The sequence below is a fragment of the Syntrophotaleaceae bacterium genome (genome assembly GCA_041390365.1).
Taxonomy (GTDB): domain Bacteria; phylum Desulfobacterota; class Desulfuromonadia; order Desulfuromonadales; family Syntrophotaleaceae; genus JAWKQB01.
In genome coordinates, this window is the sequence record JAWKQB010000003.1 from 734,748 (window position 1) to 761,042 (window position 26,295).

The 26,295-nt window shown below is 58.3% G+C and carries 19 protein-coding genes; 13 read left to right on the forward strand and 6 right to left on the reverse strand.

Annotated elements, in window-relative coordinates; genetic code table 11:
* The first annotated feature begins 25 nt into the window (after positions 1-25).
* Together R2940_15675 and R2940_15680 are read left to right on the forward strand one after the other, a co-directional pair.
* Complete coding sequence (locus R2940_15675; protein MEZ4601229.1) at positions 26-2,572, forward strand: Hsp70 family protein; 2,547 nt, start codon at positions 26-28, stop codon at positions 2,570-2,572.
* A 12-nt stretch (positions 2,573-2,584) separates the two neighbouring features.
* On the forward strand, positions 2,585-3,556 hold the full coding sequence (locus tag R2940_15680; GenBank protein ID MEZ4601230.1) for a hypothetical protein: 972 nt from the start codon (positions 2,585-2,587) through the stop codon (positions 3,554-3,556).
* A gap of 213 nt (positions 3,557-3,769) precedes the next feature.
* Here the strand turns inward: R2940_15680 and R2940_15685 are convergent, their stop codons facing one another.
* Both R2940_15685 and R2940_15690 read right to left on the reverse strand, forming a co-directional pair.
* Entirely contained in the window at positions 3,770-4,165 is a 396-nt protein-coding gene (locus R2940_15685; GenBank protein MEZ4601231.1) for a YHS domain-containing (seleno)protein, read from the reverse strand.
* 135 nt (positions 4,166-4,300) lie between these two features.
* Positions 4,301-6,112, reverse strand: coding sequence for a PAS domain S-box protein (locus R2940_15690; GenBank protein MEZ4601232.1), 1,812 nt, complete (start codon positions 6,110-6,112; stop codon positions 4,301-4,303).
* Between the two features lie 200 nt (positions 6,113-6,312).
* On the opposite strand from R2940_15690, the gene R2940_15695 reads away from it, so the two are divergent.
* From R2940_15695 to R2940_15710, 4 genes are all read left to right on the forward strand, one after another.
* The gene (locus R2940_15695) at positions 6,313-7,059 is read left to right on the forward strand and encodes a phosphatase PAP2 family protein (protein ID MEZ4601233.1); all 747 of its coding nucleotides are present in this window, start codon (positions 6,313-6,315) and stop codon (positions 7,057-7,059) included.
* 99 nt (positions 7,060-7,158) lie between these two features.
* Entirely contained in the window at positions 7,159-8,469 is a 1,311-nt protein-coding gene (locus tag R2940_15700) for a phenylacetate--CoA ligase (protein MEZ4601234.1), read from the forward strand.
* On the forward strand, positions 8,466-8,900 hold the full coding sequence (locus R2940_15705) for an ACT domain-containing protein (protein MEZ4601235.1): 435 nt from the start codon (positions 8,466-8,468) through the stop codon (positions 8,898-8,900). Before R2940_15700 ends, R2940_15705 begins: the two co-directional genes overlap by 4 nt.
* A 43-nt stretch (positions 8,901-8,943) precedes the next feature.
* Positions 8,944-9,327: a hypothetical protein gene (locus R2940_15710; protein ID MEZ4601236.1), complete on the forward strand. Its 384-nt coding sequence runs from the start codon at positions 8,944-8,946 to the stop codon at positions 9,325-9,327.
* Positions 9,328-9,497: 170 nt separating this feature from the next.
* On the opposite strand, the gene R2940_15715 is transcribed toward R2940_15710, so the two are convergent.
* Together R2940_15715 and R2940_15720 are read right to left on the reverse strand one after the other, a co-directional pair.
* Positions 9,498-9,899, reverse strand: a complete 402-nt coding sequence (locus R2940_15715; protein ID MEZ4601237.1) for an SgcJ/EcaC family oxidoreductase — start codon at positions 9,897-9,899, stop codon at positions 9,498-9,500.
* A gap of 214 nt (positions 9,900-10,113) precedes the next feature.
* A complete protein-coding gene (locus tag R2940_15720; protein ID MEZ4601238.1) occupies positions 10,114-13,038 on the reverse strand; it encodes a hypothetical protein in 2,925 nt (974 codons plus the stop codon).
* An 85-nt stretch (positions 13,039-13,123) separates the two neighbouring features.
* On the opposite strand from R2940_15720, the gene R2940_15725 reads away from it, so the two are divergent.
* From R2940_15725 to katG, 5 genes are all read left to right on the forward strand, one after another.
* Positions 13,124-13,270 (forward strand): hypothetical protein, encoded by a 147-nt coding sequence (locus R2940_15725; GenBank protein ID MEZ4601239.1) that lies wholly within the window; start codon positions 13,124-13,126, stop codon positions 13,268-13,270.
* Positions 13,271-13,570: 300 nt separating this feature from the next.
* Positions 13,571-14,158: a nitroreductase family protein gene (locus R2940_15730; GenBank protein MEZ4601240.1), complete on the forward strand. Its 588-nt coding sequence runs from the start codon at positions 13,571-13,573 to the stop codon at positions 14,156-14,158.
* A gap of 35 nt (positions 14,159-14,193) precedes the next feature.
* Complete coding sequence (locus R2940_15735) at positions 14,194-14,643, forward strand: pyridoxamine 5'-phosphate oxidase family protein (GenBank protein MEZ4601241.1); 450 nt, start codon at positions 14,194-14,196, stop codon at positions 14,641-14,643.
* The gene (locus R2940_15740) at positions 14,640-16,787 is read left to right on the forward strand and encodes a PEP/pyruvate-binding domain-containing protein (GenBank protein ID MEZ4601242.1); all 2,148 of its coding nucleotides are present in this window, start codon (positions 14,640-14,642) and stop codon (positions 16,785-16,787) included. The genes R2940_15735 and R2940_15740 overlap by 4 nt, the downstream gene beginning before the upstream one ends.
* A gap of 163 nt (positions 16,788-16,950) precedes the next feature.
* On the forward strand, positions 16,951-19,206 hold the full coding sequence (gene katG, locus R2940_15745; protein MEZ4601243.1) for a catalase/peroxidase HPI: 2,256 nt from the start codon (positions 16,951-16,953) through the stop codon (positions 19,204-19,206).
* Positions 19,207-19,324: 118 nt separating this feature from the next.
* Here the strand turns inward: katG and R2940_15750 are convergent, their stop codons facing one another.
* Positions 19,325-21,001, reverse strand: coding sequence for a Na/Pi cotransporter family protein (locus R2940_15750; protein ID MEZ4601244.1), 1,677 nt, complete (start codon positions 20,999-21,001; stop codon positions 19,325-19,327).
* Between the two features lie 278 nt (positions 21,002-21,279).
* Between R2940_15750 and R2940_15755 the strand changes: the two genes are divergently transcribed.
* Together R2940_15755 and lpdA are read left to right on the forward strand one after the other, a co-directional pair.
* Complete coding sequence (locus R2940_15755; protein ID MEZ4601245.1) at positions 21,280-21,879, forward strand: TetR family transcriptional regulator C-terminal domain-containing protein; 600 nt, start codon at positions 21,280-21,282, stop codon at positions 21,877-21,879.
* 12 nt (positions 21,880-21,891) lie between these two features.
* Complete coding sequence (gene lpdA / locus R2940_15760; GenBank protein MEZ4601246.1) at positions 21,892-24,069, forward strand: dihydrolipoyl dehydrogenase; 2,178 nt, start codon at positions 21,892-21,894, stop codon at positions 24,067-24,069.
* Positions 24,070-24,219: 150 nt separating this feature from the next.
* Here the strand turns inward: lpdA and R2940_15765 are convergent, their stop codons facing one another.
* Positions 24,220-26,289, reverse strand: a complete 2,070-nt coding sequence (locus R2940_15765; protein MEZ4601247.1) for an ATP-binding protein — start codon at positions 26,287-26,289, stop codon at positions 24,220-24,222.
* Between the last annotated feature and the right edge of the window lie 6 nt (positions 26,290-26,295).

The following is a 26,295-nucleotide window of genomic DNA, read 5'->3' on the forward strand; positions in this document are numbered from 1 at the left end:
TAGCTGAAATGAAAGGGGTTTCCAGATGCAGCGGACAACCATAGATTTCGGAATCGATTTAGGGACCACCAACAGCACCATCGCCGTGATTGATGATACGGGAGCCCGAGTGATTTTCAACAAGGGCGGCTCCGGGATCACCTCCTCCGCGGTCTGGATGGATAAACGGGGAAACATCCACGTGGGACATGAGGCCAAGCTTCGCGCTCTGATGGAGGACCCGGATAATGCGGATGTCGAGTTCAAGCTGCGCATGGGTTTGAACGAAAAAGGGCAAAAGGTCTTCAATCGCAGTGGGATGGAGATGTGGCCGGAGGAGTTGTCGGCCGAGGTTCTGAAGTCGCTGAAAACCGACGTACAGATTAACATGGGAGAGGTGCTGCGGACTGCGGTGGTCACGGTGCCCGCCGCTTTCGAACTGCCCCAGACCAATGCGACCCGCCGGGCTTGCTGCGGAACCTCGGCGAGGGAATTGGAATTGGGAATAAAAAAAATCGATGGCGCCGGTTTCGAGCAATGCATCCTGCTGCTGGAGCCGGTCGCCGCGTCCCTGGCCTACGGCTTTCAGACGGAAAGAGAAAACGTCTACTGGCTGGTATACGACTTCGGCGGGGGGACCTTCGATGCGGCGGTCATGCGTGTTCGGGACGGCTTGATTCAGGTGGTCAACCACGACGGCGACAACCACCTGGGCGGCAAGTTGATCGATTGGGATATCGTCACCAAGCGGCTGCTTCCAGCGCTTGCCCGGCAGCTTGATCTTCCCGACTTCCACCGGAACAATCCCCGCTGGAAGGGGGCCTTCGGCAAAATGAAATACCATGCCGAACTGGCCAAGATCGAAGTGTGCCGCACCAGGGCTCCATTTGAAATATGGATTGAGAAACTTTGTGAAGATGGGGAGGGCAAGGATGTCGATTTCTCATATTTGTTGACGCCGGAGGATGTGAAAGAGATCAGCAGGCCGTATATCGAACGCTCCCTGAATCTCTGCCGGAAAACCCTCGAGGATAAACGATTGAGCGGGGACAATCTGGAACGTATCCTGATGGTGGGCGGAACCACCTTGAATCCGTGGGTGCGGGAGGCGGTGGCGGCGGAGTTGGGTGCCAAACTGGAATTCAGCATCGATCCCGTAACTGTGGTGGCGCGAGGCGCCGCCATCTTCGCCAGCACCCAGAAACTCTCCATCCCCGTCGACGAGAGCAAGGATCTTTCGCAGGGAACCTGGAAAATACAGATCGAGCACGAACCCGTCGACAATACCCCCGAGCCCGATGTTGGCGGCCGGATCATCGCCCCCCAGGGGGAAAGTCCGGAAAGACATACCATCGAGTTTATCGACAGCAAGACCCAGTGGCGTTCCGGCAGGATCACCCTCGGAACCGATGGTATCTTCATGACCCAGCTGTACGCCGAGGAGAAGCGGAGATGCCGGTACGCCATAGAACTTTGCGACCCTACCGGCACGCTGATCCCGACCCAACCGGATTCCGTTGTTTACACCATCGGCGTTAAGCCCGACGACCCGCCTGCTTCGCACAGCTATGGCATCGGCCTGGCCAGTGACGAAATGTGCACCTACATCAAAAAGGGAAGCAAGCTGAAATTTGATGGGACGCGTGGGGGTCACGATCACCATACAACGGTTTCCTTAAGGGCAGGCAACGCCGGGGACAAGATATGCATCCCGGTTCTGGAAGGTGAACATTCCCGGGCGACCAGGAACCATTACATCGGGGAGTTGATTATTGACGGGTCCCAGGTAAAACGGGACCTTCCGGCCGGCAGCCAGCTTGAGATCACCATGATCATGTACCCCTCGCAGGAGGTCCGCGTCCAGGTTTTCGTACCTATTCTGGACGAGGACTTCGAGGCCAATTTCGATATGCGCATGAAGAATGATTCCCTGGAAGAACTGCACCGGGAGGTCGAGGAACAGAAAAAACGCTATGCCGATGCCCGTCAGCAGACCGAGCAGACCGGCGCTCTCAAAGGACAGGCCGCTCTGGCACGCATCGAAAGCGATCAGCTGATCAATCAGGTTGACGATCTGATGGAATCGGCGCAGCACGATCCCGATGCCTTACAGCAGCTCGACCGCCGTCTGCGCGATCTGACTGCCGCAGTGGATGAAGTGGAAGATTCGGTGGAGTGGCCGCTTCTGCTTGAGCGGGCGGAAGGGTCCAAAAGCGATACCCAGGCCGTCGTCAATGAATACGGTTCTTCTTCTGACAAAAGCCGTCTGGGCGCATTGATGAAAGAACTGCAGGGAGCGATCGATTCCGGCGACCCGGATCTGCTGCGGGGGAAAATCGCGGACCTGGACGGTCTCTGGTTTGAGGTGCTCGAAAGGCAGCCCGGGTGGCATGTCGGCCGTTTCAACCACCTGAAGGAATTGATCCCGACCATGCAGAATTCCGGGCAGGCTGAGCAGCTTGTGATGCAGGGCAACCGGGCGATCAACAACAATGATATCGACGCGTTGAAGGCGGTTAACCGCCAGTTGCGATCCCTGCTGCCGCAGGTAGAGCAGGCCAAGGTGGACCGGCGCGTCGGCACTTTGTACTGAACAGGGCCGAGCATGGGAGAAAACAGCGATTCAACTTTTTTTAAAGAAATTCGGCAGGAGGCGGCTGACACCCCTTTCGGACACGGTTCTCTTTATCTTCAGGCCGTTGTCCTGGCACGCAGGGGATCTTACGAGGAGGCGGCGCAACGGCTGAAGGCGGCATTGGAAGCCGGAGACTGTTCCGGTATCGAGGCCCTTGACCTGCAAGCCAGAATCCATGCCCAGCAAGGGCAGTATCTGCAGGCCGAAGCCTGCTGGCGTCAGGCCCGTAACCTGGACAAGGAAAATCCCCGGTACGCGGCTGCATTGGAGCGACTGCGCCGAACCCGGCAGCGCTTTGGAAATCTTTCCCGTCTGCTGTCGTTGGCGGTTTCGATCTTCCTCCTCATGCTGCTCCTGTGGCAGGTGTGCTTGGTGAATCCTCGCCACCGCCGCCAGTTGGAGGCGGCCCTCCTCGCGCAACAGGAGATCAGGGGAGATTTGCTGAAAAAAGATACGGCTTTGCAGGATGGCTTTCTCCAGGTTGAGGACAGGTTCAAGTCTCTGGATCTTCAAATGGCGGATCGTTTGGCGACCCTGGCGACGGCTCGGCAGCTCAAGGAGTTTGACCGCAGGATCAATGTCCGGATTCAGGAAGGAACGGCGGCCTTGGAAAAAACGGTGAACCGCCAGGCACAGCGGCTTTCTGAACGCCAAACCGAGGCTCTGGGCGACTTGAACAGCCGACTTGAACCGCTCGAGTCGGCCGTCGCCCAAAATAGTTCGAAACGGGCCGAATTCGAAGCGTCGCTTGAAAACCAGATCGACTCACTGGCCGTCGCTGTTCAAACCGGCGCCCTGCTGTCCGCCTCGGCGGAGGAGGCCGAGGCCCTGCGAGGCGCCATCCAAGAGCTTGTCGAGGCCCTGGGCCGGCTGGAGCAGGCACTTGATGAGAAGGGCATCGTGAGAACCAATAAGGGCAAAGATTCCAAGGGGGGGCGGTAGGCATAGCCAGCCCTTGAGGCTCAGGGCGGGAAAAAGCCGCGATGGTCGGGGTGGTCTTCCTTGCCAGGGTTTCCGCATGGTATGCCATCAGGAGGGGTTGTGCCTGGTGGCCTTTTGACCGGTGCCTCTGGCCGTGCACCCACATTGACGGTTTGAATTAAAGGCTCCCGGTATGAGGAGCCTTTTTCTATCCAACAACCAAGTAAAATCCTGTCAACCGGCCAGTTCCGGTTCCATTCGGGCCCAGTTCTCATCGGCCTTGCGCAGGTTTTCGGCCTTTTTCTCCTCGAACATCCCTTTCACTTCATTGGTGTACTGCAGCACCAGCCTGCCGTCAATGATCTCCCAGGTATCGATTTCAACAGGGAACAGCACGCCGATGGAAACGCCGAAGGCACAGTAGCCGCCAAAGGCGGGCAGGTACTTTTCCGGCTGTTTTTCGAAAATCGCTTTGTTTTCTTCGGATGCAAAAGCGAACTTGTAGCCGCTGTTTTCCGCCAGGATGCCGGGATTGCCTTTCAGAGCTTTTCCTTCCGAGTGGAAAGCCACCGGATCATAGCCCTGCAGGGCAATTTTGCCATGGGGGTCCGCGTTGATAACTCGGGTCATTGCACAATCCTTTCTTCGGTTTCCGGGTAAAAGCAATGCTTCCAGGGGAGTTGATTGTCCCTGTCCGCTCCAATGGAAGCGATTTTTGCAGAAAGCGTTATGGTCTTCAATATATTTCGCAGGAGCGGGCCAAATTTACGGTGTTCCTGGGGAAACAATCGGAATGGTGAAAAAGAAAACGGTCCCCTTGCCCAGCCTGCTGACTGCCCACAACCTTCCCTTCTGTGCTTCTACCAAAAGTCGGCTGATATAGAGGCCAAGTCCAAGGCCCTTTTCCCCAGCAGCCAGATTGGCCCTGAAGAAGGGGTCGAAAATCCTGGGCAGATCGGCGGCCTCGATACCTCCCCCCCTGTCGGCAATCGAAAACCTGACTTTCTCATCCATCCGTCTGGCGGAGATCCTGACTTTGTGAGTGGAATATTTAAGAGCATTGGTCAGCAGATTGACAAGAATCCGCTCCAGTGCCCCTGGATCGGCCTGAATCAAAGGCAGTCCCGCGGGCAATGCCAACCGCAGCCGACTGACATCCATGGTAATCGTATGCCTTTGCAATAGATCGGTCAGAAAAACGCTCGGATCGACGGGCCGGGTTTCAAGGGCAAGATGTCCGTGTTCCAGGCGGGCGATGTCGAGAATACTTTCCATCATTCGGGTCATGGCAGCGCAGCCGTAAAGGATGGCCGCGATAGATTTCAAATCCTCCTCGGAGGAGCTTCTTTCCTTCAGGATCTCCGCATATCCCTGAATTATTGCCAATGGGGTGCGCAGATCGTGGGAAATCATCTGCACCACCATGCGCTGCTGTTCCTGTAACTCCTGAATGCGGGTGATATCGGTAAAGGTTGCAGCTACCCCGATCATTCGATCATCGATCACAATGGGCGCGGCACTCAGAGATACAAATATCCGACGCCCTTCCTGACGGAAAACAAGGTAGTTCCCCCTGACCTCTTCCCCCTGCATGGTTCTTATGAAGGGTATGTCCGAGAGATGCAAGGGGGTTCCGTCGAGTTTTTCGATCGTCACCAGCTGCCATCTTTCCTGAACCGACAGGTGGTGGCTCATGGCACTGAATCCGGTGATCTGTTCGGCGGTCTGGTTGCTTCGAACAATTTGCCCCTCACGGTTGTATATGATGAGACCGTCGGGCATGGCATGGAAGATCGCCTCGAGTTCGGCCGCCTTCTGTTGGGCCTCGAGGTGCTCCCTCTCCAGCTCTTTCTGAAGCCGGCGAAGCTGGGTGACATCCTGGTTGACTACGACGGCGCCGAGAATTTTTCCCGTTGGGGAGCGGATCGGGACCGCTGAGTTGAGAATCGTCCCGCGGGTGCCGTTTCTCCGTTCGATATCGATGGCCTCGCCCAATGTTGTCTGGCCTAACCGGATGGCCTTGGCGGCCGCCCATTCATCGGGTTTTACCGGTTCTCCGGTCGCTACCCACCAGCCTTTGTAGGCCGAGTATTCGGCAATGGATGCAGCCAAAGGGGCTTCCCCTCCCCAGATGCGTTTTCCCGCTTCGTTGACCTCGGCAATCCTGCCATCTTCTTCCATAATGAAGATCCCCACTGGCAGATGGTCGATGACCGCCCTCAAGCGCAAATGTTCCTCTTCCAAGTGTTGCCGGGCCTGGCGGGCTTCCTGGAGAAGCAGCTCCCGTTCGGCCAAAGCGTTTCTCAATTGCAGAAAGAGGGGTTTCATCAGGGCCGTACCCAGCAGGAGCAGGAGGGAAACAACCAGGGCCGTCGATTCCTCGTGAATGCTCAGGGGGTGATCCCGGGCCGTAACCAGCCACAAGGAAATGCCTTCCCGGAAAAAACGAACCGCCATTGCGGCGGTCAAAAGGATCCAGGGCCAGCGAGCCCGCGACACCGGCACCAGTCTCAAAGCATAAAATGCGGCCACGGCCTGACATGTCATCGAAGTGATCAGCAGAAGGTAGGCAATCATGGTGGCACCAGAAGAATAAGGGCATCGAGCGGCAACGCTCATCCAATAACGGTCGTTGTCCTGGTTTTGCTGAAATTACTCTAACATAAAACCTCTCTTCAGCAGGGCTGTTGCGGGGCCGGATCCAGCTTTGATGATAGACTGCAGTATAGAAGAGCGGGTGCAGGAGACCTGGAATCAGGCAGAAGGAGAGGTGCTGGATGCGTTTGACAGGGAGGCTTCGGGACTTTTTGCGAAATGTTGATCGGGACAGCCTGGTCCGCTGGCGTCCCGAATTCTGGTTTCTGGTCGTGATCCTGCTGATTGCCTCGGGGCTTTGGGCTTTCGCCGAACTGGCCGATGAGGTCATGGAAGGCGAAGTGCGCACTTTCGACCGGCTGATCCTGTTGGCCTTGCGGACCCCCGGCGATCTGAACGATCCCGTCGGACCGCCCTGGCTTGAAGAGATGGTCCGGGATTTTACCTCTTTTGGGGATCTGGGAGTGCTCACCTTCATTCTGCTTGTGGCCGCCGGATACCTGTTTTTAGTGGGCAAAAAAAGAACCATTGTGCTGATGGTCACGGCCATCCTCGGCGGTTCCCTGTTAAGTTTTTTTCTCAAGCTCGGCTTCGATCGCCCCCGGCCGGATCTGGTCGCTCCCCAGGCCGAAACCCTTTTCTCCGCTTTTCCCAGCGGGCACTCCCTGCAGGCCGCAGCCGCCTACCTGATCATCGGGGTCATCCTGGCCCGCACCCAGCCCAAGGCGGTCCTGAAAATCTACTTGATGGGCGTCGCCATCCTGCTGACCCTTATCGTGGGGCTCAGCCGGATTTACCTGGGCGTCCACTGGCCGACGGACGTCCTTGCCGGCTGGACCATGGGAGCTGTCTGGGCACTGCTCTGCTGGCTGGTGGCGACCTGGCTGGAGCATCGGGGCAAGCTGGATCGAGAGGAGTCGGATCAATAATCAGGATCCTTTATCCGGGTACCAATTCCTGATCGAATCTGCTATCTTCTTTGCGCGAAGATGGTGTGCATTGACGATGCTTTGACCAGGGAAAGAAATATGTACTGGGAACCGGAAGTTGAAGGGATGCCGCGGCAGGAGCTGCGGGGACTGCAGCTCGAAAGGTTGCGGGAAACCATGGAACTCGCCGTGAGGGCGCCTTTCTACCGCCGGCAGCTGGCTGACAGCGGTTTGATGCAAAAGGGGCTGAAGGATATCGACGATATCCGCCGCCTGCCCTTTACCACCAAGGACGACCTGCGGGGCAACTTCCCCTACGGGTTTCTTACCTGCCCGAAAGAGGGTGCGGTCCGCCTGCACTGCTCCAGCGGCACCACCGGCAATCCGACGGTGATCTTTCATGACAGTCACGATCTGGCCTCCTGGGCCAATCTGGTGGCCCGGTCTCTCTACTGCGCCGGGGTGAGGGACACGGACGTTTTTCAGAATATCTGCGGTTACGGCCTGTTTACCGGCGGACTCGGCTTCCAGAACGGAGCCGAGCGGCTGGGGGCCCTGGTGATCCCCGCGGCGGCCGGCAACACCCGGCGGCAGGTCAAGCTGATGCAGGATTTCGGCACTACTGTGGTCCACACCATCCCCAGTTACCTGTTCCGCCTGCATGCGGCCTTTGGCGAACTCGGCCTCGATCCTCGAAAGGATACCGAGCTCCGACTGTTCGTCATCGGCGCCGAGCCCCACACCGAAGGCCAGCGGCGGCGGATCGAGGAGCTGTTCGGCATCCGCGCCTACAATTCCTATGGCCTGTCCGAAATGAACGGCCCCGGCGTGGCCTTCGAATGCGAGGAGCAGAACGGTCTGCATGTCTGGGAGGACTGTTTCGTGGCGGAAATCATCGACCCCCGCACCCTGGAGCCGGTACCCGACGGCGAGGAAGGGGAGCTGGTCATGACCACCCTGGATCGCCGGGCCATGCCGCTGATCCGGTACCGCACCCGGGATCTGACCCGCATCCTGCCCGAACCCTGCCCATGCGGGCGCACTCACCGCCGCCTGGCGCGGATTTCAGGCCGCAGCGACGACATGTTCATCGTCAAGGGGTGCAATGTCTTTCCGATGCAGATCGAGCAGGTTCTGATGCGTTTCCGCGAGGTCGGCACCGATTATCTGATCGTTCTCGAAACCCGCCACGAGAGCGACGAGATCACCATCCAGGTGGAGGTGCAGAAGGACGGGTTTACCGGCGACATGGCCGACCTGGAAAATCTCTCGAGGAAGATCGCCCACGAGATTCGCGATGAAATACTCGTCACCCCCACCATCCGACTGGTCGAGCCGGGCAGCCTGCCGAAAAGCGAAGGCAAGGCGGTCCGCGTGGAAGATCGCAGAATCCGGCAGGAGTCCCTATGATCGCCAATCAGGTTTCGGTTTTTCTCGAGAACAAGCCGGGGCGGCTGGAAAGAATTACCTCCGTCCTGAAGGATGCGGGGATCAACATCCGCGCCATGACCCTGTCCACAAGTTCCGCAGGCTGGGGGATTTTGAACCTGCTGGTGGATCGCCCACAGGAAGCCGCCGAGGTGCTGAAAGGTACCGGCCATCCGGCCGCCTTGCGGGAGATTGTCGTGGTGCGGATGGCCGATGCCCCGGGGGCGCTGCACGACATGCTGGTGCTGCTGGCCAAAGCCGGCATCAATGTCCAGAATGCCTACGGGACCGTCCTTGGCGACCAGAAGACCGCCATCCTGGTCATCGACGTGGAGGATATCGAACACACCCAGAAGCTTTTCACCGATGCCGGAGTGGAAACCCTGAGCAAGGACCAGATTTACAGGGTCTGACCGGGTAGGCGGCATTCAGCCGACAGCAGAAAGTGGTTCTCCAATGCGATTCAGAATCGGGTGGATTTTTTGTTTCAGTCTTCTGTTCCTTCTGGCGGGATGCGATTATCTGCCCTTCGGCTTCACCCCGATCGGTGAAATCGTTCGCAACCCTGGCAGTTTCGAAGGGAAAACAATCAAAGTCAGGGGCGAGGTAACGGACGTCACCCAGATCCCCTTTCTGGAACTAAAAGGATACGTCCTGCGGGACGACAGCGGTGAAATCCTGGTCTTCACTATGGAGACCCTGCCTCCGCTCCATGAAAAGACGGCCATTAAAGCGCAGGTCAAGACCATGGCCATCATCAATCAGCAGAGCTTCGGCCTGCGCCTGGTGGAAATCGAAAGGCTGCCGACTTTCGGGTTTAGCAAAAAGGCCGAAAAATGACTCGAAATTTGAGCGTTTTTCATGGCATTAGCCTTGGTTTTTCTTCCTCATCCGTAATTACAAGGGGCTTACGGAATTCACCGCAAGCCCGGGCTGAGTTGAATAACCTGGATCGCTAAGAAAAAGCAATCGTCCTTCAGTCTTTCGCCGACCCTGAACCTCTTCCTGCCTTACTTCTGGGGTGCAGGCATGCTGCTGTTGTAGATATCGCGGTGCAGTTTCCACCGCCCCTTCTCTTGCTTCCAAATGACGATGTATTTGCCCCTGTCGAATTCCTGCCCTTCCTCGCCGTGGACCGTGTAATTCGATACTTCGATGGCGGTATCGCCATGGATCTCCACTTCGACGGTTTTCAGCTTAATCCCTTTGATCCCCATATCAAAGAGGGTCTGCCAAAAAGCCTGGATCGCCTTCTTGCCCGTGAGCAAGTCGCAGTTGGGCGCCAAGACCTGTCCGTTCTCCGTATACAGGTCTGCCAGACCAGCCGCATCGCCTCTCTTGAAGGCTTCCATGAAATTCTCGTTCTCCGCCGAAACGACCTCGCGAACCTCGGTTAAGATTGACTGTGTCATGATTCTACCCCCTTTGTTCGAGTTGTCCGGTTTGATGTGCACGCTTAACTAAGCGCGTTTGTTCCCGCCAGCCGATGTGCCAGCAACGGGGTCTGCTCCATCTTCAAGACCAGTTTGCCAAATCGGTGGTTACGGATTGTTTACGGATTGAGATTTTTTTTGCAGGAAAGAAAAATTAATTTTTGAACTGCGGTGGGTGAGACAACAGGGATGATCAGTCAGGTGGATCGATATCCAGTCCCTCTTCGTCCGGGACTACTGTCCTGAAACGGCCGGTGTCCTCCTGTAACCTGCCATGGCACCGTAAGCCCTGGCGGTACATTGTGTGCAATCGTTCCCGATAGGAGATCGCCCACCATTCGTCGTGTCCGGGCAGGAATTGGCCCTGATAGAGTTTCAGTGCCTCTTCCATGAGCCGTCCAGATTGGCTGGGAGTCTCCCGATCCGCACTTGCAAGGAGTTCTTCGAAGGCCAGGGCATCGACCCAGCAGATAGCGGGATCCAGTCGCAGACGGCCATCCCTCAACTGCAGCGCCTGCTCATTTCCGAGGAGCCGGCGGAGCCGATGCAGAGTTACGGAAAAGGAGACGTGGGCGGCGTCGCCGTCGCTGTCCGGCCAGAGGACGTCCGCGAGACGGTCCTCGCTCGTACCTTTGGTTCCGAAGGCGACAAGGACTTTCAGAAACGACAGGAGCCTGCGAGGGGCCTTGCCGCTGAATCCCAGATGTTCTCCGTCAAGCAGAATCTCAAAGCGGCCAAGGGTATAAATCTTCACCGGCCAGGGCCAGCACTCGTATTCAGCGGTCGGCAAAGGAGGGGAAAGCTTTCTCCTGTTTATAAGTTCCCGAACATAATCGATTTCGATCCCAGCCCCCATGGCCTTGGCACAGAGCAGAGACCAGACAGAAGACCGTAACAGCATAATGGAAAACGTATACCCATTCTTTCGTCCCAGTTGCAATGTTTCGCCGAGGATCTCCAGTCCCGGGGTTTTCAGCCCCTGTTTAAAAAGGAAATACGCCCGTATCAGGCCGGTCGAGAAGAGGAAGTAAGGGCTTTCCGCCTGCCGATAAAAAAGTTCCGAAGCGGCGAGCTCTTTCTCGGCCCTTTCCTGGTCGCCGATTTCATAGGCCGCCTGGGAAAGCAACGTTCGAGCCCGAGCCTCGGGAAAGGGAAGCCCCGAGTCTTCGGACAGCTGCAGCATGTTCAGTGCGTGCGCCTCGGCCTCGGCATGCTTCTCGAGGAACAGAGACCGGAGCGCCAGGATAAAGTGATAGAAGACGGCATAGCGTCGGCCCGCTTGCAGTATCGCCTCCAGTTTTTCCACAAACCTGAGGAGCGCGGTGTCATCTCCCTTGTTCAAGGCGGCAAAGGCCCCTTGAACCGCGAGGAAGGAATCCACCACGTGAATGCCGTTCTTTTCGGCCATGGCAAAGCCCTCTTCAACCAATTCGAGCGCCCGTTCCGCGTCGTCGCCAATCCAGGAATGATAATGGGCCTTTATCATCCTGGCGGCAATCAGGTCGATCAGCGGGGCCGATCGGGATTTTATGATCCTTCCCGTCTCGTTGAGAACGGCAAGGCAGGCCGGCCGGTCGCCAACATACACGTAATGAAGCAGGGCGCGTCTCAAAGCCAGCAGGCGGACCCCGCTGTTTCCGCTCGCCCGTGAAGAAGAAAGAGCCCTTGCTATCCACTGCCGTATCTCACTGTAGACCGGGCGTCTCCATATCAGTGCCCCTATCATGCTGGATGCCACGGCAGATTCGATTTCCGGTGAAGGGAACGACTCATCCCTGCCGATCCTTTCATTCATCCAATCGATCCATCTGTCGAGCGGTTTAAAATTATCGAAATCATAGGTAAAGGTGTTGGCGATGCAGGCCCAGGTGAAAAGAGCTCCTGTATCATCCCCGCATCCGTTGAACAGGTCGAAAGCCTTTTCCCAGAAGGTTCGGGCCTCGGCAGGAGCGACAACGAACGCGCAATGACCGAACCAGTAAAGCAGCCATGGTGAGTCTTCCACCAGAGACCTCGGCACCGACTCGAGCCAGTCCCCGAGGGTCTTGACCCTCCCTTGAGCCATCAGTGCCGGGGCATGGTCGAGCAGAAAGGGGATAAAGGTGTTCCAGTCCCCGGCGTCCAATAAAAACGAGACCGCCTCGTCCAGGTGGCCGGCTTCCATGAACAGTTCGGCCGCGGTCTGCTGTATTCGGGCGATCCTCTCCGGGGTCAGTGTCCCCTTGGCCCTGGAGATAAGGAACTCGCTAAACAGGGGATGGTACCGGTAGATGGGATGATCCGGTTCCGAATCCCGTTCGATAAAAAAATGTTTGCGGAGCAGGGTCACCAAAATCTGTTCAGGGTGCTCATTCCCGGTCAACCTTTCAGCCATGCGGACAGTCATCCAAGGGAGGAACGAGGTCTCCATCAGGAATTCCTGAACTTCGCTGTTGGCTTTGCAAAAGATTTCCGTGGCGAAATAATCGAAGATTTCCTGTCGACTATGGCCGGAAAGGGTTTCCTCCGGGAAATTGTCTTCTGCCATGCTTTCCGCCATGAGGACCAGTCCGGCCGCCCAGCCACGGGTCCTTTGATAAATTCGTCGAGCCCTGGATTCGGTAAGCTGTCCACCTCCTTTCAAACGGATCAGCTCCAGGCACTCCTCCTGATCAAAACTCACATCCTCGTTCTTCATAAAGGCGATTTTCCCGTTGGCACGTAAACGGGCAAACGGGGGTGGAGGTTCTTCTCGGCTGATGACGATGATGTTTATTCCTTCAGGAGTAATGTCCAACCCTTTGCTGACAACCTCGTGAAACTGGGATTGACTCTGCACATGCTGGTAATTATCGAGGATGATGGCAAAAGGCGGTTTGAGATCTCTGTAAAGATTCTCGAAATAGCGCAGGGTAAATGTTGTTATTCCAAGCAGATATTCCGGAGTGAAAAGAGGGAGGGTAGCATCAGCGTTCCCCTTTGTCTTTTTCAGTGCCAGCCCCATGTAATAGAAGAAGGTGGCAATATCCCCATCGCCTTCATCGACCCGGTACCAGATCGATTCCAGGTTTCTTTCCGAGAGGTAGCTCGAAGCCAGTGTGGTTTTGCCCGAGCCGGCAGGAGCCGAAATCCAGATCACGGGAGATTCCCGGCACGCGTCCAGGATCCTGAAAAGCCTCTCCCTGTAATAAACGCCCAATGTTTTCGGGCGGGTGATTTTGGCCATGGAACGCCAGCGTTCAGTTTCCCGCCCCGGCGACGTTTGGGCGCTGGAGTTTTTTGACTCGGTTCTTGACCGATTCACGGCAAACTCCGAAAGGATTATTGTTGGTGAACAAAATGAGAAGTCGAACGGTCTGCATCAGTCGTGATGAGAAATTGTAAAATATGAGAATTTTAACAGAATGGGCCGCCGCCATCCAATAAAATAAAGTAGTCCTAAATGACGTTGTTGACCCAGGTGACGAACCTTTCTGCCCCCGCCTCAAAATCAGGGCCAGGCGACGAGCGGTGCGTTTCTGTTTCCCGCTCTTTATCCTTTCGTCCTGTTGGAGATTTCTGCAGACGTTTGCGCCACTTGAGGATTGACCGGGATGCCCATAATGAAAAAAACCTCCGGTATGTAATAATTTGATGAAACCCGAAGTTGCTGAATTAATCCAGGAGGGAACATGGTAAAAGGCAGTGAAACAAGACGGGTGGATCACCCGATCGACAGCCTGTTCGCAGACCGCTGGTCGCCCCGGGCGATGTCAGGAGAACCAATAGCGGAATCGGATCTGATGGTCCTTTTCGAGGCGGCCCGCTGGGCCCCTTCGTCCTACAACAACCAGCCCTGGCGTATTCTTTATGCGCGCCGGGACGGTGAGCACTGGCCGCTGTTTCTCAGCTTGCTGGTGGAGCCGAATCGGGCCTGGGCGGACAAGGCGGCGGCACTGCTGCTGTTCATCTCCAAGACCACCTTCGATCACAATGGCAAGCCGGCCCGCACTCACTCCTTCGATACCGGCGCAGCCTGGGAAAACCTGGCTCTGCAGGCCACCCTGCGGGGTTACGTCGCCCACGGCATGCAGGGCTTCGATTACGACCGGGCCCGAACGGAACTTAGTGTGCCGGTCGATTACCATGTTGAGGCAATGGCGGCCGTCGGACTTCCTGGACCGATCGAATGGCTGCCGGAGATGCTGCGGGCCAAGGAATCGCCCAACGATCGCAGGCCGGTTGCCCGAACCGTCTGTGAAGGTCCCTTTCGATTCTGATGTTGGACAGTCTGTCGAGGAGGAAGTCCCTGAAAATGAAATCCCCTGTCGAATCGGAAATCCTGCAGGAACTCTGTCAACTTCAGAACCTTGCCGTTCTGGCCACTGAGTCCGGCAGCTGGCCTTATGCCAGTCTGGTGGCCGTCGCCTTCACTTCGGATCTGAGGGGCCTGTATTTCGTCACTCCTCGTACGACCCGCAAATGGGCCAACCTTTCCGAAAACAGCCATATTGCCCTGCTCCTCGACAACCGCAGCAACCAGGTGGCCGATTTCAGCCGCGCTGCAGCAGCTACGGTCATCGGCGTTGCCCAGGCACTGACAGGAACAGAGCGGGAACGGGGGCTGGAAGTCTTTCTGTCCCGCCATCCCCACCTGGCCGATTTTTCTGCGGCTCCGACCTGCACTCTTTTTCGGGTCGATGTGGAGCGCATCTACCTGGTGACCCGTTTTCAGAACGTCACCGAATTTCATTTCCCGTCATGAATGAGGATCTGAATTTCGCCATCGGTCTGATTGAACTGACCGAAGCCGATCGCAGCCGGGCGGGCGGGAAGGCCATGGCCCTGGGGCGCCTCGCAAAAACAGGGGTTCCGGTTCCGCCCGGGCTCTGTCTGACCGCAACACTGTATGATGATTATGTCGATCGGACCGGAATTCGGCAACGGCTGCCGCTGCTGCTGGAAAGGAAAGCTTTCGGTGACATGCGCTGGGAGGAACTCTGGGACCTCGGCTTGCGGGTTCGCCACCTGTTTCTGGAGACCCCAATCCCTGATCGTCTTGCCGCCCGATTGGCCCGGTTCCTGGAGGCCCGGTTTGCGGACCGACCGGTGACGGTCCGCTCCTCTTCGCCAGCCGAGGACTCGGCCACCGCCTCTTTCGCCGGCCTGCACGATTCCTTCGTCAACGTTCAAGGCCAGAGGGCTATTCTTGATCGTCTGCGACTGGTCTGGGCCTCCCTCTGGTCCGACCGGGCCCTGCTCTACCGGCAGGAACTGGGGCTGGATCCGGCCGCCAGTACCATGGCGGTGATCGTGCAGGAACTGGTCGTCGGCGATTGCTCGGGTGTCGCCTTCAGCCGCTGCCCCGGTCGACCGGAACTGGCTGTCATCGAAGCCGTGTGGGGGCTCAACCAGGGATTGGTCGACGGTGATGTGGAGCCGGATCGTTACCTTCTCGACAAACGGGGGCGGATCGTCGAGAGGTATGTTCCCGAGCGGAAGCACTTCTGCCGGGCAGTTCGGGAAGGCGTTGATTTACAGCTGCTGCCGGTTGACAGACAGGATGTGCCGCCCCTGTCCGATGATGCCGCCGTTCGGGTTTTTTCATTGCTCCGCCGGGTGGACGAATGCTTCGGCACCCCGCAAGACCTGGAGTGGACGATGCGGGGGGGCGAGCTTTTCGCGCTGCAGGCACGCCCCATCACAACCGGCAGTGGCGAAGGTGGGACGGATCGAGCCTGGTATTTAAGCCTGCACAAAAGCCTGGCGGCGCTTCAGGGGCTGCGGCAGACCATCGAGGATGAACTGCTCCCGGCGATGGAACGGGACGCAGAACGGTTGCAGAAGGTCGATCCGACGGAGTTAAGTGATGAATCTCTGGCGGTGGTCATCCGGGAACGGGCTGCAGCCGTGACCGAGTGGCAGGATCGCTATCGGGAGATCTGCATCCCGATGGCTCATGGCATCCGCCTTTTCGGTCAACTGTACAATGACCGCCTGCGGCCCGCCGATCCCTTTGCTTTTCTGGAGCTGCTGGCTTCCAGCGAAAGACTGGTCGCTGTGCAGCGCAACCGGGCCCTGATTGATCTGGCCGGCCTGCTGCGGGATGATCCCCGGCTGGCAGCCCGGCTCCGTGGCGGTGACCTGCCCTCCCCGGAGAGCCTCTTCTATCAGAAGTTGAAGCGATTTACAGCCGAATTTGGCGATCTGTCAGCGGTCCTGGGAGCGCCAGGCGAAAGCTTTGGAAAATGGGTTGATCTGCTTTTTGAGCTGAGTCGGACTCCTGTCGCAGGACGCGCATCGGCGCCGAGGAACGTGGACGAAGGGGATTATCTGGCGGCTTTTGCCGTCGATGAACAACCCTTCGCACGGGAAGTACTGGAGATAGGCCGGGCTGCTTACCGGCTGCGCGACAACGACAATCTGTTTATCGGCCGACTCGTATCACTGCTCGAAGCGGCCCAATGGGAAGCGGGCCGGCGGCGTGGGGAGCGGAATAACGAAAAGCCCTCTGCCGAAAATCTCGCCACTCGCAGGTCAAGGGACCTGGATAGGCCGACCGGAACCCGTCGTTATGCCCGTCAGATCGTCGGGCAACCGGCGGGCCCCGGTCTGGCTCAGGGCCTGGCCCGGGTCGTCCTATGTGGAACCGATCTGCGCGCCTTTCGGACAGGTGAAATTTTGGTTTGCGATGCCGTTGATCCCAACATGACGTTCGTTGCGCCGCTGGCCGGAGGGATTGTCGAACGCCGCGGCGGGATGCTGATTCACGGCGCGATCATCGCCCGGGAATACGGTATTCCCTGCGTCACCGGGGTTCCAGCGGCCACCGAACGGATTAAAACCGGTGACCGGGTCACGGTCGACGGCTATCTGGGGCAGGTGACCATCGAGAGGACAGGAGATTAGAAGAGATAAAATCTTCAGGCATGCGCTTGACTTTCGGCCAAAAACGGTAATAGTAAATATTACTATTTGTCTTTCGAGGCAAAGCCACCGGCACCTGAATCAGGCAGTTCACGTTTTTGCCGGGGACTCCCGCGCAGAACCCGAACCAGAAAGGGGAATGAGAATGAGCGAAGAGAGCAAGAGCCCGGTATTGGGCAAGCATGCAGTGCCCATGACCGGAAGAGGCACCGCCAATCGGGACTGGTGGCCCAACCAGTTGAAGCTCAACATCCTCCATCAGCATTCGTCCAAGTCCAATCCCATGGGTCAGGATTTCAACTACGCCGAGGAGTTCAAAACCCTCGACCTCAAGGCCGTGAAGCAGGATCTCTACGCCCTGCTGACCGATTCGCAGGACTGGTGGCCGGCCGACTGGGGTCACTACGGCGGGCTTATGATCCGCATGGCCTGGCACAGCGCCGGAACCTATCGCATGGGCGACGGTCGCGGCGGCGCCGGATCCGGCTCTCAGCGCCTGGCGCCCCTCAACAGCTGGCCGGACAACGTCAACCTCGACAAGGCGCGCCGTCTGCTCTGGCCGATCAAGCAGAAGTACGGCCGCAAGATCTCCTGGGCCGATCTCATGATCCTGGCCGGCAACTGCGCCCTCGAATCGATGGGCTTCAGAACCTTTGGCTTCGGTGGGGGGCGCGAGGACGTCTGGGAACCGGAAGAGGACGTTTACTGGGGTTCCGAAGCGGAGTGGCTGGCGACGAGCGACAAGCCCGGGAGCCGCTATTCCGGGGAACGGGATCTGGAAAACCCCCTCGCGGCCGTGCAGATGGGCCTGATCTATGTCAACCCGGAAGGCCCCGACGGCAACCCGGACCCGGTGGCGTCGGGCAAGGACGTGCGTATCACCTTCGCCCGCATGGCCATGAACGACGAAGAGACCGTTGCTCTGGTGGCTGGCGGCCATACCTTCGGCAAATGCCATGGTGCCGGATCGGCCACCCATGTCGGTCCCGAACCGGAAGCCGCTTCCATCGAAGAGCAGGGGCTCGGCTGGAAGAGCAGCTTCCGCAGCGGCAAAGGCGGCGACACGATCAGCAGCGGCCTGGAAGGCGCCTGGAAGCCTAACCCGACCCAGTGGGACATGGGCTATCTGAAGGTCCTCTTCAAATACGAATGGGAACTGGTCAAGAGCCCGGCCGGGGCGCAGCAGTGGCTGGCCAAGGATGTGGATGATGAGGACATGGTGGTTGACGCCCACGACCCGTCGAAAAAACGCCGGCCGATGATGACAACGGCTGACCTCTCCCTGCGCTTCGACCCGATCTACGAGCCGATCGCGCGGCGCTATCTGGCGAATCCGGAGGAATTCGCCGACGCTTTCGCCCGTGCCTGGTTCAAGCTGACCCACCGCGACATGGGCCCGCGTTCGCGCTACCTCGGTCCGGAGGTTCCGAAAGAGGACCTGATCTGGCAGGACCCGTTGCCAGCGGTCGATCACGACCTTGTCGATGACAGCGATATTGCCGAGCTCAAGGCCAAGATCCTGGCCTCCGGCCTGTCGATTCCGCAACTGGTCTCCACCGCCTGGGCTTCGGCGTCCAGCTTCCGCGGCTCCGACAAGCGCGGCGGGGCCAACGGGGCGCGCATCCGCCTGGCTCCGCAGAAGGACTGGCAGGTCAACCAGCCGGCGCAACTGCAGACCGTGCTGCAGGCCCTGGAGAAAATCCAGCAGGAATTCAACGGCAGCCAGGCCGGCGGAAAGAAAGTCTCCCTCGCCGATCTGATCGTTCTGGGCGGTTGTGCAGGCATTGAGCAGGCGGCCCGGGACGCCGGGAACGAAGTCCAGGTCCCCTTCGCCCCTGGACGCACCGACGCTTCCCAGGAGCAGACCGATGTCGAGGCCTTCGAGGTGCTGGAACCGGTCGCCGATGGCTTCCGCAACTGGCAAAAAGCCAAGTACTCGGTATCGGCAGAGGAGTTGCTGGTCGATCGGGCTCAACTGTTGAATCTCACCGCACCCGAAATGACGGTTCTCATAGGCGGCCTGCGCGCTCTGAATGCCAACTTCGCTCAGTCCCCCCACGGGGTTTTCACCAAGCGGCCGGGAGCGCTCACCAACGATTTCTTCATCAATCTGCTTGACATGCGGACCACCTGGAAAGCAACGGCCGAAGACGCCGACATATTCGAGGGGCGCGACCGCGTCACCGGCGAGCTGAAGTGGACCGGCACCCGGGTCGACCTGGTCTTCGGAGCGAATTCCCAGCTTCGGGCCGTCGCCGAAGTCTATGGCTGTCAGGATTCGCAGGAGAAATTCATGCAGGATTTTGTCGCTGCATGGAACAAGGTCATGAACCTCGACCGCTTCGACCTCGCGCCCGGTCTGACCGGACGCCAGCAAGAACCGATGCAGCGGACCGCGTAACGCCGCTTGAATCGAGACCGAAAAGAAGAAGCCCCTGATTGCCGAATCAGGGGCTTCTTCTATAAAGAGGAATTGCAGACGGGTACCGGTTCCCCTTGTCGCTTCTGCCTAACTTTTTTCAACGGGCCTCGCCGGCCAGAGCCTCCTGCAGGTTGACGGAATGGTTCTTGATCCGGCGCAGGGCGATGGCCATGTCGCTGAAGATAAGAGCCGACAGGGCGCCGCAGGAACCCGCTTTTATCCGGCTGAGATGAGCGTCGCGAATTGTATCCGCCAACTCGTTGAGCCGGCCCGCCTCTTCCCGCACGACATTTGTACTGTCGCTGTCTTCGCTCTCGAGAGTTTTTCCCACCAGGGTGAAAAAAGCAAGAACTCTGGCGTGGAATCTATCCAGATCATTCCATGCGTCTTCACTGAAATCGAGTTCGTTATTTTCCAGCCGCTTCATGTATTTGGTAATCGACAGGGCATAGTCGGCGATCGATTCGAGCTCGTCGGCGGCGCGAATGTAGGCATAGGCCCGATCCGACTGGTCCATCCCCGAAGGACCGGCCTGCATCAGGGAGACGGTAAAGGTGGTGATCTCCTTCTGCATGATATCCGTCTCATCTTCGATTGCTTTGATCTTCTGATAGTACCGTTCCCGCCCTTTGATGTCCCGCTGCATCAGGTTGCCCACAAGGGTCAGGGCTTCGTGGACATCCCCCTGCATCCGTTTGAGTTCCTCATGGACCATGGAAATACCCATTGCGACCGGCATGCTGCCGGGCGGGCCGAAGTATTTGAAAGCCCCTTTTCCTCCCTTCAGGTTTTCCGGCACGATCCTGACCACCACCTTTTCCAGATACTGGAGAAAAGGCAGCATGACCAGGGTCGCCGCAATGTTGAAAAAGGAGTGACCGAAGGCGATATGGGCGGCAACGTAGGGGCGGGCCCCGGAACTGTTTACATAATCGGCCGCGCCGGGAACCATGGCCTCGACCATGTGGACGAAGGGGGTAAAGACCGAGATGATGATGAGGACCCCCAGGACGTTGAACATGCTGTGGGCCATGGCCGCGCGCCGGGCGGTAACGGTGCTGCCGAGGGCGGCGAGCTGGGCGGTGATGGTGGTGCCGATATTCTCCCCCAGCACCAGGGCGACGGCGGTCTGCATCGGTATGGCCCCCGTGGAAGCGAGGGCGATGGTGATGCCGAGCATCGCCGAGCTGCTCTGGATGACCATAGTCATCAAACAGCCGATGGCCACGCAGCCGAGCAGACTCGGCAGCGTCCGGGCGTCGAGAAGGAGCATCAGGTTCCTGAAGCCTTCCGCGTCGCGCAGCGGCTTGAACGCGTCGCTCATGATCTCCAGGCCGAAAAAGATCATTCCCAGGGCGACGAGAACCTTGGCGATGCCTGAAACCCGTTCGTTTTTAACGAAAAGCATCGGGAAGATGCCGAGGCCGACCAGCAGCAGGCCGTACTTGCCGATCTTGACCGCAAGAATCCAGCCGGTGATGGTGGTGCCGATATTGGCACCCAAAATGACGCCGATCGCCTGGCTCAGCTGCATCAGGCCCGCATTGGCCAGGCCGACGACCATGACTGTGGTGATCGACGAGGATTGGACAAAGGCGGTGACGCTCAGGCCGACCAGCACGGCCAGGATACGGTTGGTGGTGACGGAAGAGATGGCTTTTCGGATCAGCCCTCCCGAAAGCATCTGCAGGCTTTCCGACAGGAATTTCATCCCGAGGATGAAAATCCCCAATCCGCCCAGAACTGTGTAGCCCATCTTGAAAGGTTCGATCATTTTCCGGCTCTCAAAGGTTCGGGTTGACGAAGGCGCAACTCGGCAGGGAAGAATTAATACATTGACGCTCGGCGTGCAAGTCTTTTTCGAAGATAATTGTATTCTGTTGATCCGTTCTGATCTTGTGGCTGCTCCGAACCGCCGCCGCAGCGATGGATGCAGAGGTTGCAGCCTCCTGTCTGCTCATCGGCTCAATCAACGAGACCGGCTGCTTGACAAGGCAGAGCTATCCCTTAAAATTGACCAGCCGGTCGGTTTTTAACAAAAAGGGGTGCGGTGTGGCGACAAAAGGCGACAGAACGCGGGAAAGAATCCTCGCAGAGGCCTCCCGGCTCATTCTCTGCAAGGGTCTCACCGCCACAACAGTTCATGACCTGATGGCTGCCACCGGATTGCGCAAGGGAAGCCTGTACTTTCACTTTCCGAACAAGCAGGATATCTGTCTGGAAGTGTTGCGGCAGGCGGGCCTTCAATTCATGGCTTTTCTGGACAGGACCCTCTCCGGTGACAGCCCCGGTGGCTGCCTCGACCATTTCTTTCGCGAAGCTCTCGAACTTCACCGTCAAAACCGTTTCATAGGCGGCTGCCTGTTCGGCAACACCGCTCTTGAGGCCAGCGACACGGATCCCGAGGCTGCCGCGCTGGTGGCCGGAATTTTTGCCGACTGGATTTCCAGAATCCAGAAGGTCGTGGAATCGGCCCAGGAGACGGGTCAGGTCCGGAGCGACCTGCCGGCCCGTGAGTTGGCTGAATTCGTCGTGGCAGCCGTCGAGGGAGGGATCATGCAAGCCCGTCTGATCAAGGATGAGAAGCCGATGGCGCGCTGCCTGGATGTCCTGAGAACCACTCTGGAGCTGAGAATTAGCTCTTCCGCATGAAGGAGCGATCTGATGAGCTTTCGCACCCATTCAAAAGGAGTCTGCAGCGTGGAAAGGCTGAGTACGAAAATCTCTTTTCTTGTGATGATACTGATTTTGGTCGGTCTGTTTTTCGCCCTGGACTTCGATCGCTTTCTGACCCTCGAATATCTGAAGAGCCGGCAGGAAACCCTCCAGGTCTTCTTCTCTGCTCACAGAGCAATCGCCCTTTCCACCTACTTTCTCCTCTATGTTCTGGTCACGGCCCTCTCCCTGCCCGGAGCGGCCGTCCTGACCCTGGCGGGTGGAGCTCTGTTCGGCTTTCTGCCCGCTCTCGTCGTCGTCTCCTTCGCCAGCAGTATCGGCGCCACCCTGGCTTTCCTGGTCAGCCGATTCCTGCTGCGCGACTGGGTGCAGGCGCGCTTCAGCAAGCGTCTTCAGGCCATCAACGCCGGGGTGAAAAGGGAAGGGGCATTTTATCTCTTCACCCTGCGCCTGGTGCCGATTTTCCCCTTCTTCGTCATCAATCTGGCCATGGGCATGACGCCGATGTCGACTCTCACCTTCTACTGGGTCAGCCAGGTCGGAATGCTGCCGGGTACGGCGGTTTACGTCAATGCCGGCACCCAGCTCGGGGAAATCCAGAGCCTTTCGGGCATCCTTTCTCTCGATCTGATTCTCTCCTTCGCCCTTTTGGGGCTTTTTCCCCTGATCACCAAGAAGGGATTGAACTTTTACAACTCCCGTCGCGTGCTAAAAGCCTACAAAAAGCCGAGCAGGTTCGACTACAACCTGGTGGTTATCGGTGCAGGGTCGGCCGGTTTGGTCGCCTCCTATATTGCGGCGGCAGTGAAAGCCAGGGTGGCGCTGATCGAAAAGCACAAGATGGGGGGTGACTGCCTGAACACCGGCTGTGTACCGAGCAAGGCGCTGATCCGATCCGCCAAGATGCTCGCTTACGGCCGCCGGGCCGAGGAATTCGGCTTGTGCAGGACCGAACCCGATTTCGATTTTGCCAGGGTGATGGACCGGGTGCATCGCGTGATCGGCAAGGTCGCGCCCCACGACTCGGTGGAGCGCTACACGTCTCTGGGGGTGGAATGCCTGAAGGGAGATGCGAAGATTACCTCTCCCTGGACCGTCGAATTGAATGGGCAAGCGATCACCACCCGTGCCATCGTCGTCGCCACCGGCGCCAGCCCCCTGGTCCCTCCCATCGAGGGGCTCGATCAGGTTGAGTACCTGACTTCGGAGAACCTCTGGCAGTTGCGTACGCTGCCCAAAAGGCTGGTCGTCCTCGGCGGCGGTCCGATCGGGAGCGAGTTGACTCAGGCCTTTGCCCGCTTCGGCGCATCGGTCACCCAGGTCGAAATGGGCCCTCGCATTTTGAGCAAGGAGGATGAAGACGTCTCCGAATTTATCCGCAAGCGTTTCGAAGCCGAGGGGGTGAGGGTGCTGACCGGACATATGGCGAAGAGGATCAAGCTCGAAGGCGATCAGAAGGTGCTGATCTGTGAAAGTGATGGCCGCCAGGTAGAGATCGCCTTCGATGCCATTCTGGTGGCCGTGGGGCGGAAAGCGAATACCAAAGGTTTCGGCCTGGAGGAGCTGGGCGTGCATCTGGAGAAGCGCGGCACAGTCGAGACCGACCCTTTTTTGCGCACCAATATCCCCAATATCTTTTGCGCCGGGGATGTGATCGCCCCCTACCAATTTACGCATACCGCAAGCCACGAGGCCTGGTATGCGGCGGTCAACGCTCTGTTCGGCCAGTTCAAAAAATTTCGGGCCGATTACAGCGTCATTCCATGGTGCACCTTCACCGATCCGGAGGTGGCCCGGGTGGGGTTGAGCGAAGCCGAGGCCCGGGAGAAGAAGGTCGATGTCGACATCGCACGCTTCGAATTGGAGGAACTCGATCGGGCTATTGCCGAAGGGGAAGAGGAAGGCTGGGTCAAGGTGCTGACCCCGCCCGGAAAGGACAAGATTCTCGGAGTGACCATCGTCGGGGCCCATGCCGGGGACCTGCTGGCCGAGTTCGTCCTGGCCATGAAGCATGGTATCGGCCTGAACAAGATCCTGGCAACCATCCATGCCTACCCCACTCTGGCTGAAGCCAACAAAATGGCGGCAGGAGCCTGGAAAAAACAGCATGTGCCGGAACGGTTGCTGGGATGGCTGGAGCGCTATCACGCCTGGCGCAGAGAATGAGCAAGTGTCCGCGGACACCAGGCCTGAAATGGAAGAGAAACACCGCTAAAAAACATCAGCAAATACGAACGGCGGCACTTGATGGCATCGACGGCAGCATCGATTGGCTCTGTCTGCCCTGTCTCGATTCGCCGAAAGACGGGAAGGAGATTATTCGAAAAGGCAGGTCTGGATGGCCTTGAATAGTTCGCCCATTCTGACCGGTTTGGTCAGCACGCCATCCATCCCCGCCCGCAGGCATTCTTCGCGGATTTCTCGCCGCGCATGGGCCGTCAGGCCGATCACGCAGGTTCGCCTGCTTTTTTCCGATTCCTGCTCCCGGATGATTCGGGTGGCCTCCAGACCATTCATTTCCGGCATCTGCAGGTCCATGAAAATGAGCTCGAAGAGGCCGCTTTGCCATTTTTCGAGCGCTGCTTTTCCGGTTTCGGCAATATCCACCTGCCAACCTTTTTGCTCCAGCAACAACTGGAGCATCTCCCGAATCATGGCGTCATCATCCGCGAGCAGGATGCGGGCTTTCGGAGACCTGCTTTTCTGATCCTTTTCGGAGCTTTCGGGGGTTGTTGATGACTCCTCGGTTGTTTGCATGGGCAAGGTGAAGGTGAAGATGGTTCCTTTCGTCTTACGGCTCCGAAATGAAATTTCCCCTCCCATGAGTTCGACCAACCCTTTGCTGATCGCCAGGCCAAGACCGCTCCCGCCGTAACGCCGGGCAAAAGAGGAGTCGGCCTGGGTGAAGCTCTGGAACATCAGGTGGCGCTTTTCCTCGGGGATGCCGATGCCGGTATCGGCCACCTGGAATTCCTGGACGGGGCCCCGCGGCCGGACGGTGACGGCTATTTCTCCCTCGTCGGTGAATTTGACTGCATTGCCGATAAGATTGATCAGAACCTGGCCGAGGCGGTTGGGATCCCCGACCACCATGGCAGGTGTGTCCGGGTCCACATCCACTGTGAGACGGAGGTTTTTCTTGCTGGCGGCGAGGGCGAACAGGTCCACGGCCGAAGCGACACAGGAACGCAGGTCGAATGTTTTCCTTTCGATCTCGACTTTGCCGGCCTCGATGCGGGAGAAATCGAGCAAATCGTCGATCAGCCCCTGAAGACGCTGGGCGGACTGCTCGGCCATGACCAGCAGGTTGCGGCGCTCGGCATCGCCGTCGATCTCCAGCAGGTGATCGACGGCAGCCATGAAGACCGTCATCGGAGTGCGGATCTCATGGCTCATGTTGGCCAGAAACTCGCTCTTGGCCCGGTTGGCGGACTCGGCCTCCCTTTTAGAACGAAGCATCTCCTCTTCGGCCTGGCGCAGGGCGGTGATGTCCTCCAGGGTTCCGACATACCCCGTGGGACGCTCCCCCTCCATTCCTGAGGGGGCCGAAAGCATTCTGGCCCAGGCTTCGGACCCGTTGCCGCGGTTCAGGCGAAATTCCTGGGCCCAGGGTCCTTCCCCGATCCTGTCGCTCCACTCGAGCATAACCCGGCGGCGGTCTTCGAGGTGAATGGCGGAGCTCCACCCGAAATGGAGACAGTTTTTCGCCGAAAGACCGGTGATCTTCTCCCACTGTCGGTTCACAAAGGAGAAACGGCCAGCGTGGTCCGCTTCGAAAATCCCCAGAGGGGCCGCCTCGGCCAGAATGCGGAAACGCCGCTGGCTGCGGTTCCTTTCCTCTTCCGCCCGCCGGGTCTCGGTGATGTCGATGATCGTCACCCAGAATCCCTCGTTGGCCTGCTGCCGTTCAACCGCGAGGTCGAAGCGCAGTTGCGTTTTGCGGTCGGCGGCGCCGGCTTCCACTGTGCCGGGAATTCGCTTCTCCAGCAACTCGGCCAGCCGGGCGGAACCGGAACTTTCGATCAGCCGCTGCAGCGGGCGGCCGATCAATTCCAAGCGGGGCATGCCGAAAAGACGGGCGGCGGCCAGGTTGCTTTGGCGGATGAAGCCCTCGCCGTCGAGGGTGAGATAGCCGATGGGAGCGAAATCGTACAGCGCCTGGTAGCGGTCGCCGGTGTCCCGCAGCCGCTCCCGGGTCTCCCGCAGCTCTTCGTTCTGGGTTTCCAGTTCCACCTGGTAGACGCCGAATTCGTGGAACAGTTCCTTCAAACCCTGGGGAGAAAGGCCGGCCAGTTCGGCGGGATCCGGTTCCCGGGTCCGAATCGTCTGCCGGGCCAGTTCGCGCATGCGCCGGCGGCGGTTGGTTCCCTCGTCATGGTTATTCATAACGCC

Excerpts from the sequence above, each read along its gene's own strand:
- R2940_15675 (MEZ4601229.1), top strand. The coding sequence starts at position 26 with ATGCAGCGGACAACCATAGATTTCGGAATCGATTTAGGGACCACCAAC.
- R2940_15680 (MEZ4601230.1), top strand. The coding sequence starts at position 2,585 with ATGGGAGAAAACAGCGATTCAACTTTTTTTAAAGAAATTCGGCAGGAG.
- R2940_15685 (MEZ4601231.1), bottom strand. The coding sequence starts at position 4,165 with ATGACCCGAGTTATCAACGCGGACCCCCATGGCAAAATTGCCCTGCAG.
- R2940_15690 (MEZ4601232.1), bottom strand. The coding sequence starts at position 6,112 with ATGATTGCCTACCTTCTGCTGATCACTTCGATGACATGTCAGGCCGTG.
- R2940_15695 (MEZ4601233.1), top strand. The coding sequence starts at position 6,313 with ATGCGTTTGACAGGGAGGCTTCGGGACTTTTTGCGAAATGTTGATCGG.
- R2940_15700 (MEZ4601234.1), top strand. The coding sequence starts at position 7,159 with ATGTACTGGGAACCGGAAGTTGAAGGGATGCCGCGGCAGGAGCTGCGG.
- R2940_15705 (MEZ4601235.1), top strand. The coding sequence starts at position 8,466 with ATGATCGCCAATCAGGTTTCGGTTTTTCTCGAGAACAAGCCGGGGCGG.
- R2940_15710 (MEZ4601236.1), top strand. The coding sequence starts at position 8,944 with ATGCGATTCAGAATCGGGTGGATTTTTTGTTTCAGTCTTCTGTTCCTT.
- R2940_15715 (MEZ4601237.1), bottom strand. The coding sequence starts at position 9,899 with ATGACACAGTCAATCTTAACCGAGGTTCGCGAGGTCGTTTCGGCGGAG.
- R2940_15725 (MEZ4601239.1), top strand. The coding sequence starts at position 13,124 with ATGGAACGCCAGCGTTCAGTTTCCCGCCCCGGCGACGTTTGGGCGCTG.
- R2940_15730 (MEZ4601240.1), top strand. The coding sequence starts at position 13,571 with ATGGTAAAAGGCAGTGAAACAAGACGGGTGGATCACCCGATCGACAGC.
- R2940_15735 (MEZ4601241.1), top strand. The coding sequence starts at position 14,194 with ATGAAATCCCCTGTCGAATCGGAAATCCTGCAGGAACTCTGTCAACTT.
- R2940_15740 (MEZ4601242.1), top strand. The coding sequence starts at position 14,640 with ATGAATGAGGATCTGAATTTCGCCATCGGTCTGATTGAACTGACCGAA.
- katG (MEZ4601243.1), top strand. The coding sequence starts at position 16,951 with ATGAGCGAAGAGAGCAAGAGCCCGGTATTGGGCAAGCATGCAGTGCCC.
- R2940_15750 (MEZ4601244.1), bottom strand. The coding sequence starts at position 21,001 with ATGATCGAACCTTTCAAGATGGGCTACACAGTTCTGGGCGGATTGGGG.
- lpdA (MEZ4601246.1), top strand. The coding sequence starts at position 21,892 with ATGAGCTTTCGCACCCATTCAAAAGGAGTCTGCAGCGTGGAAAGGCTG.
- R2940_15765 (MEZ4601247.1), bottom strand. The coding sequence starts at position 26,289 with ATGAATAACCATGACGAGGGAACCAACCGCCGCCGGCGCATGCGCGAA.